The 14,052-nt window shown below is 70.5% G+C and carries 14 protein-coding genes and 1 riboswitch; of the genes, 11 read left to right on the top strand and 3 right to left on the bottom strand.

The annotated features are described in order from the left end of the window. Positions 1–25 precede the first annotated feature (25 nt). The gene (locus ACI2L3_RS25520; protein ID WP_404754895.1) at positions 26–586 is read left to right on the top strand and encodes a TetR/AcrR family transcriptional regulator; all 561 of its coding nucleotides are present in this window, start codon (positions 26–28) and stop codon (positions 584–586) included. On the opposite strand, the gene ACI2L3_RS25515 is transcribed toward ACI2L3_RS25520, so the two are convergent. After that, positions 537–1,178 (bottom strand): M23 family metallopeptidase, encoded by a 642-nt coding sequence (locus ACI2L3_RS25515; RefSeq protein ID WP_404754894.1) that lies wholly within the window; start codon positions 1,176–1,178, stop codon positions 537–539. The two genes, ACI2L3_RS25520 and ACI2L3_RS25515, sit on opposite strands and share 50 nt — an antisense overlap. A gap of 368 nt (positions 1,179–1,546) precedes the next feature. Between ACI2L3_RS25515 and rpsB the strand changes: the two genes are divergently transcribed. From rpsB to ACI2L3_RS25465, 10 genes are all read left to right on the top strand, one after another. Further along, on the top strand, positions 1,547–2,455 hold the full coding sequence (gene rpsB, locus ACI2L3_RS25510; protein WP_404754719.1) for a 30S ribosomal protein S2: 909 nt from the start codon (positions 1,547–1,549) through the stop codon (positions 2,453–2,455). 101 nt (positions 2,456–2,556) lie between these two features. Further along, positions 2,557–3,393: a translation elongation factor Ts gene (gene tsf, locus ACI2L3_RS25505; protein ID WP_399539197.1), complete on the top strand. Its 837-nt coding sequence runs from the start codon at positions 2,557–2,559 to the stop codon at positions 3,391–3,393. Between the two features lie 185 nt (positions 3,394–3,578). Beyond that, complete coding sequence (pyrH, locus tag ACI2L3_RS25500) at positions 3,579–4,340, top strand: UMP kinase (RefSeq protein WP_362994202.1); 762 nt, start codon at positions 3,579–3,581, stop codon at positions 4,338–4,340. Positions 4,341–4,497: 157 nt separating this feature from the next. Continuing rightward, complete coding sequence (gene frr, locus ACI2L3_RS25495; RefSeq protein ID WP_404754718.1) at positions 4,498–5,055, top strand: ribosome recycling factor; 558 nt, start codon at positions 4,498–4,500, stop codon at positions 5,053–5,055. Positions 5,056–5,092: 37 nt separating this feature from the next. Beyond that, positions 5,093–6,202: a phosphatidate cytidylyltransferase gene (locus tag ACI2L3_RS25490; protein WP_404754717.1), complete on the top strand. Its 1,110-nt coding sequence runs from the start codon at positions 5,093–5,095 to the stop codon at positions 6,200–6,202. A 92-nt stretch (positions 6,203–6,294) separates the two neighbouring features. Then, complete coding sequence (gene rlmN / locus ACI2L3_RS25485) at positions 6,295–7,401, top strand: 23S rRNA (adenine(2503)-C(2))-methyltransferase RlmN (protein ID WP_362994196.1); 1,107 nt, start codon at positions 6,295–6,297, stop codon at positions 7,399–7,401. Positions 7,402–7,455: 54 nt separating this feature from the next. Then, a riboswitch (TPP riboswitch) is annotated at positions 7,456–7,572 on the top strand. 100 nt (positions 7,573–7,672) lie between these two features. After that, on the top strand, positions 7,673–8,758 hold the full coding sequence (locus ACI2L3_RS25480; protein ID WP_404754893.1) for a thiamine ABC transporter substrate binding subunit: 1,086 nt from the start codon (positions 7,673–7,675) through the stop codon (positions 8,756–8,758). Further along, on the top strand, positions 8,734–10,443 hold the full coding sequence (locus ACI2L3_RS25475) for an ABC transporter permease (RefSeq protein WP_404754716.1): 1,710 nt from the start codon (positions 8,734–8,736) through the stop codon (positions 10,441–10,443). The genes ACI2L3_RS25480 and ACI2L3_RS25475 overlap by 25 nt, the downstream gene beginning before the upstream one ends. Beyond that, the gene (locus tag ACI2L3_RS25470; RefSeq protein ID WP_404754715.1) at positions 10,443–11,471 is read left to right on the top strand and encodes an ABC transporter ATP-binding protein; all 1,029 of its coding nucleotides are present in this window, start codon (positions 10,443–10,445) and stop codon (positions 11,469–11,471) included. Before ACI2L3_RS25475 ends, ACI2L3_RS25470 begins: the two co-directional genes overlap by 1 nt. A gap of 55 nt (positions 11,472–11,526) precedes the next feature. Further along, entirely contained in the window at positions 11,527–12,333 is an 807-nt protein-coding gene (locus ACI2L3_RS25465; protein ID WP_404754714.1) for a maleylpyruvate isomerase family mycothiol-dependent enzyme, read from the top strand. 6 nt (positions 12,334–12,339) lie between these two features. Here ACI2L3_RS25465 and ACI2L3_RS25460 read toward each other — a convergent pair whose 3' ends face one another. Beyond that, positions 12,340–13,497: an LOG family protein gene (locus ACI2L3_RS25460; RefSeq protein ID WP_404754713.1), complete on the bottom strand. Its 1,158-nt coding sequence runs from the start codon at positions 13,495–13,497 to the stop codon at positions 12,340–12,342. 38 nt (positions 13,498–13,535) lie between these two features. Beyond that, entirely contained in the window at positions 13,536–13,940 is a 405-nt protein-coding gene (locus tag ACI2L3_RS25455) for a VOC family protein (protein ID WP_404754712.1), read from the bottom strand. Positions 13,941–14,052 lie beyond the last annotated feature (112 nt).

Raw genomic sequence — 14,052 nt, 5'->3', positions numbered from 1 at the left:
CGTGCCAAGGATTCGAGCGGCCTCAGTGGCCGAGCACCGGTCGATGCAGCGCGGCGCCCTGCTGGACGCAGCGCGGTCCCTGCTGTCCGAAGGCGGTACGGAGGCGTTGACCTTCCCCGCCCTCGCCGAGCGCACCGGGCTCGCCCGGTCCTCCGTGTACGAGTACTTCCGGTCGCGGGCGGCCGTGGTCGAAGAGCTGTGCGAGGTCGACTTCCCCGTCTGGGCGGCCGAGGTCGCGGCGGCGATGGAGGGCGCGGACTCGGCCGAGGGCAAGGTCGAGGCGTATGTGCGGCGACAGCTGGCGCTGGTGGGGGACCGGCGGCACCGGGCCGTCGTCGCCATCTCCGCGAGCGAGCTCGACGCCGGGGCGCGGGAGAAGATCCGGGCCGCGCACGGTGGCCTCATCGCGATGATCGTCCAGGCGCTCCAGGACCTGGGCCACGAGCAGCCCCGGATGGCGGCGATGCTGCTGCAGGGCATCGTGGACGCCGCGGTGCGGCGCATCGAGCTCGGGGTGGCCGAACAGCCCGACGCCATCACGGAGGCAGCCGTGGCCATGGCGCTGCGCGGGGTCGTCCGGGGCTGACGCCCCCTCCATGCAGCCCCGTCGGTGGCGGCCGCAGCGTGAGCGGTCCGTGCACGGGCAGCAGGCGTGAGGGGCCGCGGCCCAGCAGCCACGGCGGGAGCAGGGTCATGGGGTTCAGGTAGGTCTCGGCCCTGCGCAGGCCCCAGTGGAGGCAGCTCGTCGGGCAGTGCCCCGTCGGGAGTTCCAGGAAGCCGAGCGGGGCGCCCGCCGCGATCTTGTCGCCCTTCTTCAGCCTCGTCCTCACCGGTTCGTACGTCGTGCGCAGGGGCGGCTCCCCGGTGCCGGCCAGCTCCACCGAGACCACACCGCGCCCCGCCACCCGCCCCGCGAACGAGACACGGCCCTTGGCCACCGCGCGCACCGGAGAGCCCACGGGGGCGGCGAGATCCACGCCCCGGTGGCCGGCGCCGTAGTCGGTGGCCGGGGGTTCCCAGCCGCGTACGACCGGAGGGCGGGCGCCCACGGGCCAGGTCGAGGCCACCGCGGGGCCGGGAGCCGGCGCCGGACCGGGAGCCGGGGCCGGACCGGGAGGCGTGGTCAGGACGGTCGCGAGCAGGGCCGCCAGTGTCGGCAGCAGCAGTTCCAGACGCATGTGAGACATGCGAGAACCGTCCCCGGCCGGACGGATCCGCGGGGATCATGGACCGGATCTGTGGACGACCGGACGGTTGTGGAAAACACCGTCACCCGGTCGAGCTCGGGGGCATCACCCGGTCGAGGTCAGCGGCGTCGCCGGTCAGAGGCAGTGGCGTCACCCGCCGCCCCGCGGGTCCCGTACACTTCTTTTGGCGATCCGGGTCACCGGGTCGACTTCGCACGCCCCGACATCAGGTCTTGAAAAAGCCGGTGTCAGCGCCCCTCGGTCCCTGGTGACAACCAGTGGCAAGGCGCACAGCGGGCGTCAGGCGCGAGTGCCGTCCGGCACACGCGGCACAACCGAGAATCTCAAGGAGAACGGCCATGGCCGTCGTCACGATGCGGGAGCTGCTGGAAAGCGGCGTCCACTTCGGTCACCAGACCCGTCGCTGGAACCCGAAGATGAAGCGCTTCATCTTCACCGAGCGCAACGGCATCTACATCATCGACCTGCTCCAGTCGCTGTCGTACATCGACCGCGCCTACGAGTTCGTCAAGGAGACCGTCGCCCACGGCGGCACGGTCATGTTCGTCGGCACGAAGAAGCAGGCGCAGGAGGCCATCGCGGAGCAGGCCACCCGCGTCGGCATGCCCTACGTGAACCAGCGCTGGCTGGGCGGCATGCTCACCAACTTCTCGACCGTCTACAAGCGTCTGCAGCGCCTCAAGGAGCTCGAGCAGATCGACTTCGAGGACGTCGCCGCTTCGGGCCTCACCAAGAAGGAGCTTCTCGTGCTCTCGCGCGAGAAGGCCAAGCTGGAGAAGACCCTCGGTGGTATCCGCGAGATGCAGAAGGTGCCCAGCGCCGTCTGGATCGTGGACACCAAGAAGGAGCACATCGCGGTCGGCGAGGCCCGGAAGCTCAACATCCCGGTCGTCGCCATCCTCGACACCAACTGTGACCCCGACGAGGTCGACTACAAGATCCCGGGCAACGACGACGCGATCCGCTCCGTCACCCTGCTCACCCGCGTGATCGCCGACGCCGTCGCCGAGGGCCTCATCGCCCGTTCCGGCGTCGCCACGGGCGACCAGAAGCCGGGCGAGAAGGCCGCCGGCGAGCCGCTCGCCGAGTGGGAGCGCGACCTGCTCGAGGGCGAGAAGAAGGCTGACTCCGAGGAGGCCGCCGAGGCCCCCAAGGCCGAGGAGAAGCCGGCTGAGGCCGCCGCCGAGGCTCCGGCCGCCGACGCCCCGGCCGCCGAGGCGCCCGCCGCGGACGCCGAGCAGGCCTGACCTCACAGGTTCGGTAGTTGACGGCGGGGGCCCGATCGGCCCCCGCCGTTCACCCGTAGACCTCCGTAGATCTTTCAGACTTCGAGAGAGAATTTTCGATCATGGCGAACTACACCGCCGCCGACGTCAAGAAGCTCCGTGAGCTCACGGGCGCCGGCATGATGGACTGCAAGAAGGCGCTCGACGAGGCCGAGGGCGACGTCGACAAGGCCGTCGAGGCGCTCCGCATCAAGGGCCAGAAGGGCGTCGCCAAGCGCGAGGGCCGCTCCGCCGAGAACGGCGCCGTGGTCTCCCTCATCGCCGACGACAACACCTCGGGTGTCATCGTCGAGCTGAAGTGCGAGACGGACTTCGTCGCCAAGGGTGACAAGTTCCAGGCCGTGGCGAACAACCTCGCCGCCCACATCGCCAAGACCTCCCCGGCCGACCTCGAGGCGCTGCTCGCGTCCGAGATCGAGGCCGGCAAGACCGTCCAGGCGTACGTCGACGAGGCCAACGCCAACCTCGGCGAGAAGATCGTCCTGGACCGCTTCGCGCAGTTCTCCGGCGCCTACGTCTCCGCGTACATGCACCGCACGATGCCCGACCTGCCCCCGCAGATCGGTGTCCTCGTCGAGCTGGACAAGGCCGACGCCGACGTCGCCAAGGGCATCGCCCAGCACATCGCCGCCTTCGCGCCGAAGTACCTCTCCCGCGAGGACGTCCCGGCCGAGGTCGTCGAGACCGAGCGCCGCGTCGCCGAGGAGACCACCCGCGCCGAGGGCAAGCCCGAGGCCGCACTGCCGAAGATCGTCGAGGGTCGCGTCAACGGCTTCTTCAAGGAGGCCACCCTCCTCGGCCAGCCGTACGCGCTGGACAACAAGAAGTCGGTCGAGAAGGTTCTCGCCGAGGCCGGTGTCACCCTGAAGCGCTTCTCGCGCATCAAGGTCGGCATCTGAGTCCGTACCGCGATCGACGGTAGACCCCGCTAGGGTCGACAGCGGTCGCCCGCGCACGGTCCTCGTGCGCGACGTACGACCGCAGGATCTGACGAGGAGGCCACTGCCGAGCATGGGATGCGAACGACACCCCACCGGCAGTGGCCTTCTTCGTATGTGTGCCTAGTAAGAGAAGCGAGAACCACATGACCACCAAGGCCGACTCGAAGAGTGACGACGGCAAAGTTGCCGGACGCTTCCTGCTGAAGCTCTCCGGCGAGGCGTTCGCCGGTGGGGGCGGCCTCGGGGTCGACCCTGACGTGGTGCACGCCATCGCCCGCGAGATCGCGGCCGTCGTGCGTGACGGTGCCCAGATCGCCATCGTCATCGGCGGCGGCAACTTCTTCCGCGGCGCGGAGCTTCAGCAGCGCGGCATGGACCGGGCCCGCTCGGACTACATGGGCATGCTCGGAACCGTCATGAACTGTCTCGCGCTGCAGGACTTCCTGGAGAAGGAAGGCATCGACTGCCGCGTCCAGACCGCCATCACCATGGGGCAGGTCGCGGAGCCGTACATCCCGCTGCGGGCCGTGCGCCACCTGGAGAAGGGCCGTGTGGTCATCTTCGGCGCCGGCATGGGCATGCCGTACTTCTCCACCGACACCACCGCCGCGCAGCGCGCCCTGGAGATCGACGCCGAGGCGCTGCTCATGGGGAAGAACGGCGTGGACGGGGTCTACGACTCCGACCCGAAGACCAACCCCGACGCGGTGAAGTTCGACTCCCTCGGCTACGGCGAGGTCATCACGGCCGACCTCAAGGTCGCCGACATGACGGCGATCACGCTGTGCCGGGACAACAAGCTGCCCATCCTGGTCTTCGAGCTGCTCTCCGAGGGCAATATCGCCCGGGCCGTCAAGGGTGAGAAGATCGGCACACTCGTGGGCGACCAGGGAAACCGGGCCTGACCCGAACGACCTGGGCCAGTCTCAAGAGACGGACGCGAGACGTCACTTGAGAGGGATGGACAAAGCCCTGCCGGTCGGACACCGTGCAGGAAAGAGACGCGACGCAGCCGGCCGCCCCGTGCTAGCCGGGCCACTCAAAGACACGCAGGAGCAAGTGGTGATCGAAGAGACCCTCCTCGAGGCCGAGGAGAAGATGGAGAAGGCCGTCGTGGTCGCCAAGGAGGACTTCGCCGCGATCCGCACCGGCCGTGCGCACCCGGCGATGTTCAACAAGATCGTGGCTGACTACTACGGCGCGCTGACGCCGATCAACCAGCTGGCCTCGTTCTCGGTGCCCGAGCCGCGGATGGCCGTGGTGACCCCGTTCGACAAGACCGCGCTGCGCAACATCGAGCAGGCGATCCGGGACTCCGACCTCGGCGTCAACCCGAGCAACGACGGCAACATCATCCGGGTGACCTTCCCGGAGCTCACCCAGGACCGTCGCAAGGAGTTCATCAAGGTCGCCAAGACCAAGGCCGAGGACTCCAAGATCTCGATCCGGTCGATCCGTCGCAAGGCCAAGGAAGCCCTCGACAAGGCGATCAAGGACGGCGACATCGGCGAGGACGAGGGCCGTCGCGGCGAGAAGGAGCTCGACGACACCACCTCGAAGTACGTCGCCCAGGTGGACGAGCTGCTCAAGCACAAGGAAGCCGAGCTTCTCGAAGTCTGAGCCGAGGCTCCAGTCCGAGGAATCAGGGAACCGATCCGTGAACGACTCTTCCTGGGGGGCGCCGCCCAGAACCGGGTATTGGGGACCGCCCGACCAGGGGCCTGGTCAGGGGGCGACCCCGCCAGGTCCCGCGTACGATGCGCAGGACGCGCTGTTTCCGTCTGAGACGCAGCCCATGCCCATCGTGCCCGACGTACCCGTGAACGGCGGAGACCAGGACGACGACCGGGGGGCCACTCGGATGGGCGGCCCCCTGTTCCGTGACGAGCCTCCGCAGGAGCCCATGCCCAGCGCACCACAGCCGAAGCCCGCTCCGGCGGCACCGCAGAAGAAGAGCGCGGGCCGGGATCTGGGGGCGGCCATAGGGGTGGGCGTGGGCCTCGGTGCGGTGATCGTCGCGTCGCTGTTCGTCGTCAAGGCCGTCTTCATCGGCGTCATAGCGGTCGCCGTCGTGGTCGGCCTCTGGGAGCTCACTTCCCGTCTGGCGGAGCGCAAGGAGATCAAGGCGCCGCTCGTGCCGCTCGCGGTGGGCGGCGCGGCGATGGTCGTCGCCGGGTACGTGCGCGGGACCGAGGGCGCGTGGGTCGCGATGGCGCTCACCGCGCTCGCCGTCCTTGTCTGGCGGATGACCGAGCCGCCCGAGGGCTATCTGAAGGACGTCACGGCGGGGGTCTTCGCCGCCTTCTATGTGCCGTTCCTCGCGACGTTCGTGGCACTGATGCTCGCCGCGGACGACGGTCCGCAGCGGGTGCTCACCTTCCTGCTCCTGACGGTGGTCAGCGACACGGGTGCGTACGCGATCGGCTGGCGCTTCGGCAAGCACAAGCTGGCGCCGCGCATCAGCCCCGGCAAGACCCGCGAGGGCCTGCTCGGCGCGGTCACCTTCGCGATGGCCGCCGGCGCGCTGTGCATGCACTTCCTGATCGACGACGGCGAGTGGTGGCAGGGGCTCCTGATGGGCCTCGCGGTCGCGGCGAGCGCCACGCTGGGGGACCTCGGCGAGTCGATGATCAAGCGGGACCTCGGCATCAAGGACATGGGCACGCTGCTGCCGGGGCACGGCGGCATCATGGACCGGCTGGATTCCTTGCTGCCGACGGCGCCGGTGGTGTGGTTGCTGCTCGTGATCTTCGTCGGCTCTGGGTGATAGCAAGGCTGACCTGCGTAAACGTGCGTGAGGGGCTCGTTGTCCACAGGGCGGCGAGCCCCTTGTCGTATGTCTGCGACACTGGAAGGACCATGCCTGTACCCGGAGAACTCACCTTTGTCGCGCCCCGCGGTGCCAAGAAGCCCCCGCGGCATCTCGCCGACCTCACGCCCGCCGAGCGCAAGGAAGCCGTCGCCGCCATCGGCGAGAAGCCGTTCCGTGCCAAGCAGCTGTCGCAGCACTACTTCGCGCGGTACGCGCACGATCCGGCCGAGTGGACCGACATCCCCGCCGGTGCGCGCGACAAGCTCCGCGAGGCGCTGCTGCCCGATCTGATGTCCGTGGTGCGGCACATCAGCTGTGACGACGACACGACCCGCAAGACGCTGTGGCGGCTCTTCGACGGGACGCTCGTCGAGTCGGTCCTGATGCGGTACCCGGACCGGGTCACCATGTGCATCAGTTCGCAGGCCGGGTGCGGCATGAACTGCCCGTTCTGCGCCACCGGGCAGGCCGGTCTCGACCGGAACCTGTCGACGGGCGAGATCGTGCACCAGATCGTCGACGGCATGCGCGCGCTGCGGGACGGGGAGATCCCGGGTGGGCCCGCCCGGCTCTCCAACATCGTCTTCATGGGGATGGGCGAGCCGCTCGCCAACTACAACCGCGTGACCGGTGCCATCCGGCGCCTCACCGACCCGGAGCCGGACGGCCTCGGGCTCTCGCAGCGCGGGATCACCGTGTCGACGGTCGGGCTCGTCCCGGCGATCCACCGGTTCTCCGACGAGGGCTTCAAGTGCCGCCTCGCCATCTCGCTGCACGCGCCGGACGACGAGCTGCGCGACACCCTCGTCCCGGTCAACACGCGGTGGAAGGTGCGGGAGGTGCTGGACGCGGGCTGGGAGTACGCCGCGAAGTCGGGCCGTCGCCTCTCCATCGAGTACGCGCTGATCCGCGACATCAACGACCAGGCGTGGCGAGGCGACCGGCTCGGCCGGCTGCTCAAGGGCAAGCCGGTGCACGTCAATCTCATTCCGCTGAACCCGACACCGGGCTCGAAGTGGACGGCCTCGCGGCCCGAGGACGAGAAGGCGTTCGTGGAGGCCATCGCCGCCCATGGTGTGCCGGTCACGATTCGGGACACCCGGGGTCAGGAGATCGACGGGGCGTGCGGCCAGCTCGCCGCGGCCGAGAGGTAGGCGAGGCAGGCCGAGGGGTACTCTGGCGGGCGTACGCCTCGTACATACATCTGCATATTCCGACAGGGGAGCGCCACAGCGCTGAGAGTGCGGCACCTTGGACAGGTGGGCCGCAGACCCTCTGAACCTCGCCCAGGTCATTCTGGGTAGGAAGTTCGGGCATCACTCAAGCTGTAGCGCCCTGCCCGCGTGCCACCGGCCCCGTGCCGTCGGCCCGCGGGCGGGGCCGCGTCTTCTCCTGGTCACCCAGGAGGAAGTTCCAGTGAGCACCATCGGCACCACCAAGAAGGTCTCGTTCACCGCGCTCGCGGTGGGCGTCGGGCTCGTCGCGGTCTCCGCGTGCGGCGGCTCCGGCAGCGGTTCCGGCGCGTCCGACTCCAAGAGCGTGACGCTCGTCAGCCACGACTCCTTCAACGTCTCCAAGGACGTACTGAAGGACTTCGAGAAGCGGTCCGGCTACCGGGTCAAGGTCCTCAAGGACGGTGACGCGGGCGCCGCCGTGAACAAGGCGATCCTCTCCAAGGACAACCCGCAGGGCGACGTCTTCTTCGGCGTCGACAACACCCTCCTGTCGCGGGCGCTCGACCACGGGCTCTTCCAGTCGTACGAGGTCAAGGGCGCGGAGAAGATCAAGCCGGAGTTCCGGGCCGACCAGGGCAAGCACCGGGTCACGCCCGTCGACAGCGGCGACATCTGCGTGAACTACGACAAGAAGTACTTCGCCGACAAGAAGCTGGCGCCGCCGAAGTCCTTCGACGACCTGGCCAAGCCCGCGTACAAGAACCTGCTCGTCACCGAGAACGCCTCGACCTCCTCTCCCGGGCTCGGCTTCCTGCTCGGCACCGCCGCGAAGTACGGCGACGACGGCTGGGAGAGCTACTGGAAGAAGCTCAAGGCCAACGGCGTGAAGGTCGTCGACGGCTGGGAGCAGGCCTACAACGAGGAGTTCTCCGGGTCCGCCGGCGGCAAGAAGGCCAAGGGCGACCGGCCGCTCGTCGTCTCCTACGCCTCCTCGCCGCCCGTAGAGGTGCTCTACGGAGAGCCGCAGCCGAAGCAGGCGCCGACCGGCGTCGCGACCGGCACCTGCTTCCGCCAGGTCGAGTACGCGGGCCTGCTGAGCGGCGCGAAGAACGAGAAGGGCGGCAAGGCGCTCCTCGACTTCCTCGCGGGCAAGGAGTTCCAGGAGGACATGCCGCTGAACATGTTCGTGAACCCGGTGCGTGAGGGCACCAAGCTGCCGAAGCTGTTCACCGAGCACGGCGTGACGGTCGACGCGCCGCAGACCATGGACCCGAAGAAGATCGCCGACAACCGCGAGCCGTGGATCAAGTCGTGGACCTCGCTCGTACTGAAGTAACCGAAGCAGCCGACGGCACCAAGTCCCGCTTCCGCGCGGGAGCCGGTCGCGGGAGCGCGACGCGGCTCGGTCTCATGGCCGTGCCCGTCGCGTTCTTCGCGCTCTTCTTCGCCTATCCGGTCTCGGCGATCGTCGCGCGCGGGCTGCACGTCGACGGCGGCTGGCGGTTCGGGCGGATCACGGACGTGCTCGGGCAGTCCGACATCCGGCACGTGCTGTGGTTCACCACCTGGCAGGCGCTCGCGTCGACCGCGCTCACGCTGCTGATCGCGCTCCCCGGCGCGTACGTCTTCGCGCGCTTCGAGTTCCCGGGCAAGCGGGTGCTGCGGGCCGTCGTCACCGTGCCGTTCGTGCTGCCGACGGTCGTCGTCGGGACGGCCTTCCTCGCGCTGATCGGGCGGGGCGGGCTCTTCGACGAGCTGTGGGGCGTACGCCTGGACACCACCGTGTGGGCGATCCTGCTCGCGCACGTCTTCTTCAACTACGCGGTCGTCGTACGGACCGTCGGCGGACTCTGGTCGCAGCTCGACCCGCGCCAGGAGGAGGCCGCGCGGATGCTCGGCGCCTCCCGCTGGACGGCCTGGCGGACCGTGACGCTCCCGGCGCTCGGCCCGGCGGTGGCCGCCGCCGCCCTCATGGTCTTCCTCTTCACCTTCACCTCCTTCGGCGTCGTGCAGATCCTGGGCGGACCCGCGTACTCCACGCTCGAAGTGGAGATCTACCGGCAGACCGCGCAACTGCTCGACCTGCCGACGGCCGCGGTCCTGACCCTCGTCCAGTTCGTCGCGGTGGGTCTGGTCCTCGCCGTCCACGCCTGGACGGTCCGGCGGCGCGAGAGCGCGCTGCGGCTCGTCGACGCCTCGGCGGTGGCGCGCAGGCCGCGCGGCGCCGGGCAGTGGGCGCTGCTCGGTCTGGTCATGGCGACGGTCGCGCTGCTGATACTGCTGCCGCTCGGCGTGCTCGTCCAGCGGTCGTTCGACGGCCCCGGCGGCTTCGGCATCACGTACTACAAGGAGCTGACCTCGGCGGACGGCGGCGCCTTCCTCGTGCCGCCGATCGAGGCGGTCTGGAACTCGCTGCGGTACGCGGTCGCGGCCACGGCCATCGCAGTCGTCGTCGGCGGGCTTGCGGCGGCGGCGCTGACGCGCCGGGCGGGACGTCTCGTCCGCGGCTTCGACGCGCTGCTCATGCTGCCGCTCGGGGTCTCCGCGGTGACCGTCGGCTTCGGCTTCCTGATCACGCTGGACGAGCCGCCGCTGGATCTGCGGTCGTCCTGGATCCTGGTGCCGCTGGCCCAGGCGCTGGTCGGTGTGCCCTTCGTCGTACGCACCATGCTGCCCGTCCTGCGCGCGGTGGACGGACGGCTGCGCGAGGCGGCGGCCGTGCTCGGCGCGTCGCCGCTGCGGGCCTGGCGGGAGGTCGACCTGCCGATGGTGCGGCGGGCGCTGCTGATCGCCGCCGGGTTCGCCTTCGCCGTGTCGCTCGGCGAGTTCGGGGCGACCGTCTTCATCGCGCGGCCCGACAACCCGACGCTGCCGGTCGCCGTGGCGCGGCTGCTCGGCCGGGCCGGCGACCTCAACTACGGGCAGGCGATGGCCCTCTCGACGATCCTCATGGTGGTGTGCGCGGTGTCTCTGCTGCTCCTGGAACGCGTCCGGACCGAGCGGACCACGGGGGACTTCTGATGACGGACACCTTGCTGAGTCTGCGGGGCGCGACGGTCCGGTTCGGGGCGCGGGCGGTGCTCGACGCGGTCGACCTCGATGTCGGCGAGCACGAGATCGTGTGCGTGCTCGGGCCGAGCGGCAGCGGCAAGTCGACGCTGCTGCGGGCGGTGGCCGGGCTGCAGGGTCTCGACGCGGGGCAGGTGCTGCTCGGCGGGCGCGACCAGCGCGGGGTGCCCGCGCACAAGCGGGGCGTCGGCCTGATGTTCCAGGACCACCAGCTCTTCCCGCAGCGCGACGTGGCGGGCAACGTGGCCTTCGGTCTCCGTATGCACGGCGCCTCGCGCGGTGAACAGGCCGACCGGGTCGCCGAGTTGCTGGAGCTCGTCGGCCTGCCGAAGGCGCAGCGGCGCGCGGTGGCCTCGCTGTCGGGCGGCGAGCAGCAGCGGGTCGCGCTCGCGCGTGCGCTCGCCCCGCGGCCGCGGCTGCTGATGCTGGACGAGCCGCTCGGACAGCTCGACCGGTCACTGCGGGAGCGTCTTGTCGTCGAACTCCGGGAACTCTTCGACGAGTTGGGCACCACCGTGCTCGCCGTCACGCACGACCAGGGCGAGGCGTTCGCGCTCGCCGACCGCGTCGTCGTCATGCGGGACGGTCGGATCGCCCAGTCCGGCACGCCTCTTGAGGTGTGGCAGCACCCGGCGGACGAGTTCGTGGCGCGCTTCCTCGGCTTCGACAACATCGTCCGGGCGGCCGTCGCGGGCGACGCTGCCGACACGGTGTGGGGCAAGATCCCCGTCCCCGAGGGTGCCCCGGCCGGGCAGCGGAACGTCCTCGTGCGACCCGCCGGAGTGCGGCTCGTCGCCGCCGACGAGGGTCTGCCGTGCCTGGTGACGGCGCGCACCTTCCGCGGCACCCATGTCGCCGTGCACCTCCAGCCGAAGGAGGGGCCGCGCCTGGAGGCGGCGTGCGCGCTGCGCCGGGCGCCGGGGGTGGGGGAGACCGTGGGCGTCGCGTTCGACGCGGAGGACGTGGTGGTGCTCGGCTGAGAGCGTCGGCGGAAACGCGCGTGCCGTACCCGGGAAGTCGATCTACTGTTCGGCCATGACGACACTCAGCCACGAGCGCTACTGCGACGAAGTCGCCCGGCAGATCGACCTCTTGAGAACCACGGTGACCGGCGCGGACCTCTCGGCCACCGTGCCGACCTGCCCCGACTGGACCCTGGCCGAGCTCCTGCGGCACACGGGCGGCGCGGTGCGCTGGAGCGAGCGCCTGGTCGCGACACGGGCCGAGAAGGACATCCCGGAGCAGGACATTCCGGAGCTCGGTGGTCCGGAGGCCGGAGGGCCCCGCGGGGGCGACCCGGCCGCCCTCGACGCCTGGCTGGCCCGTACCGCCGAGCTCGGCGCGGACACCTTCCGCGCCGCGGGCGCCGACGCCGCCGTCTGGTCGTGGTCCGGCGACCACCGCGCCGGGTTCTGGGCCCGCCGCATGACGCACGAGCTGGCGATCCACCGCGCGGACGCGGCCCTCGCCGTCGGTGTCGCGTACGAGGTCGAGCCGGACGTCGCCGCCGACGCGATCGACGAGTGGCTGGACCTCGTCGCGCTCGCGCAGCGCACCGACCCGGACGACAGCGCGTCGGAGCTCAAGGGCGCGGGACGCAGCATCCACCTGCACGCGACCGACGCCCCGGACGGCCTCGACGCCGAGTGGCTCATCGAGTTCGGCGACGACGGCTTCACCTGGCGGCGCGGCCACGCGAAGGCGACGGCCGCGCTGCGCGGCCCGCTCACGGAGGTGCTGCTCGCCTTCTACCGCCGGCGGCCGCTGGACGGCGGGCACGTGGAGGTCCAGGGCGAGCGGGCGCTGCTGGACTTCTGGCTGGAGCGGGCTTCGTTCGTGTGACGGCGGTCAGGGCCGGGCGGCCGGCGTGATCGCCGCCCCCAGGTCCCGCAGTGCGGCCGGCGCCTCCGCCACCCGGTCCACCAGCGCGATCCGCGACTCCATCGGCCTGCCCCGCGCCAGTGACCGGAGCAGCGGCCACACCGGCAGGTGCTCCGTCCAGTGCGTGCGGTCGACGAGGACCATCGGCGTGGGCTCGCCGCGGGACTCGTAGTAGTTGGGGGTGGCGTTGTCGAAGACCTCCTGGACGGTGCCCGCGGCGCCCGGGAGGAAGACGACGCCCGCGTTCGAGCGGGCGAGGAGGCCGTCCTCGCGGGTGGCGTTGGCGAAGTACTTGGCCAGGTGGGAGGCGAACGCGTTCGGCGGCTCGTGGCCGTAGAACCAGGTCGGGATGCCCACCGAGGAGCCGCCGGCCGGCCAGCGCTCGCGGACCGCGAAGGCCGCGCGCGCCCACTCCGTGACCGATGGCGTGAACGACGGGGCCTTGCCGAGGAGTTCGAGGGCCTCGTCCAGCATCGCGTCGTCGAAGGGCGCCGCGTACGCGCCGAGGTTCGCCGCCTCCATCGCGCCCGGGCCGCCACCCGTCGCGACCGTGAAGCCCGTGCGGGCCAGCGCCCGGCCGAGCCGCGCCGCCCCCGCGTAGGACTCCGTGCCGCGGGCCATCGCGTGGCCGCCCATGACGCCCACCACCCGCGCCCCTGCGCAGTGTTCGTCGAGGGCGTCGGAGATGGAGTCGTCGTGGATGGCGCGCAGCATCGACGAGAGGACGTCGCCGTCCGACTTGGTCTGCTGGAACCAGTGGTACGCGTGGGCGTCGGGTGTCGCCTCGTACCCGCCGTCGGCGAGGCCGGCGAACAGGTCGTCGGGGGAGTACAGCAGGCCGCGGTACGGATTGAACGGCAGCCCCGGGACCGGCGGGAAGACCAGCGCGCCACCGGCCCGCACCTTCGCCGCCGCGTCCTCGCGCATCGGGCAGCCGAGGAAGACGGCGCCCGCCACGTCGGCCGCGAGGAGTGCGGAGGTGCGCTCCGTCAGGTCTATGGCCTGGACGCGGCAGCCCGCGAGGGCGCCGCGTCCGAGGACGTCGTCGAACTCGGCGAGGGACTCGATCTCTCGGCCCCCGCCGGGGAGTTGCGGGGCGGACGCGCGTTCGGGGATCGGCTGCATCCGCCCATGCTAAGCAGGGCGCCCACCGGGGGGCTCGCTCAGCCCTGGACCTCCGAGGCGTCCATCCACATGATCTCCCAGGTGTGGCCGTCCAGGTCGTCGAAGGCGCGGCCGTACATCGTGCCGTAGTCCTGGACCTTGCCGGACGTGGCGCCGGCGGCGACCGCCCTGTCGACGAGCTCGTCGACCTTCTCGCGGCTCTCGGCGCTCAGACAGATCAGCGTCTCGCTGGTCTTCGTGGAGTCCGCGATCTCCTTCTGCGTGAAGTTCGCGTAGTGCTCCTTGCTCAGCATCATCGCGACGATGGTGTCGCTGATGACCACGCACGCGCACTCGTCGCTGGAGAACTGCGGGTTCAGCGTGTAGCCGAGCTCCGTGAAGAACTTCTTCGACGCGGCGACGTCGGACACGGCCAGGTTCACGAAGATCATCTGCTGGTACATGAGTGTCTCTCCCGGTGGGTGCGTGTGCCTTGTGAGTGCGTGTGCCTTACGGAGGGGTAGACATCCGTTCGACACGGAACTCATCGGCCACCGCGAACTTTTTCCCACGGGT

The organism is Streptomyces sp. NPDC029674 (assembly GCF_044903205.1).
Lineage (GTDB): Bacteria > Actinomycetota > Actinomycetes > Streptomycetales > Streptomycetaceae > Streptomyces.
Note: the sequence above shows the minus strand (reverse complement) of the source record. Positions and strands in the feature narration are given on the sequence as shown.

Coding starts and splice junctions, on each gene's coding strand:
- ACI2L3_RS25515 (WP_404754894.1), bottom strand. CDS start 1,178: ATGCGTCTGGAACTGCTGCTGCCGACACTGGCGGCCCTGCTCGCGACC.
- rpsB (WP_404754719.1), top strand. CDS start 1,547: ATGGCCGTCGTCACGATGCGGGAGCTGCTGGAAAGCGGCGTCCACTTC.
- tsf (WP_399539197.1), top strand. CDS start 2,557: ATGGCGAACTACACCGCCGCCGACGTCAAGAAGCTCCGTGAGCTCACG.
- pyrH (WP_362994202.1), top strand. CDS start 3,579: ATGACCACCAAGGCCGACTCGAAGAGTGACGACGGCAAAGTTGCCGGA.
- rlmN (WP_362994196.1), top strand. CDS start 6,295: ATGCCTGTACCCGGAGAACTCACCTTTGTCGCGCCCCGCGGTGCCAAG.
- ACI2L3_RS25470 (WP_404754715.1), top strand. CDS start 10,443: ATGACGGACACCTTGCTGAGTCTGCGGGGCGCGACGGTCCGGTTCGGG.
- ACI2L3_RS25465 (WP_404754714.1), top strand. CDS start 11,527: ATGACGACACTCAGCCACGAGCGCTACTGCGACGAAGTCGCCCGGCAG.
- ACI2L3_RS25460 (WP_404754713.1), bottom strand. CDS start 13,497: ATGCAGCCGATCCCCGAACGCGCGTCCGCCCCGCAACTCCCCGGCGGG.
- ACI2L3_RS25455 (WP_404754712.1), bottom strand. CDS start 13,940: ATGTACCAGCAGATGATCTTCGTGAACCTGGCCGTGTCCGACGTCGCC.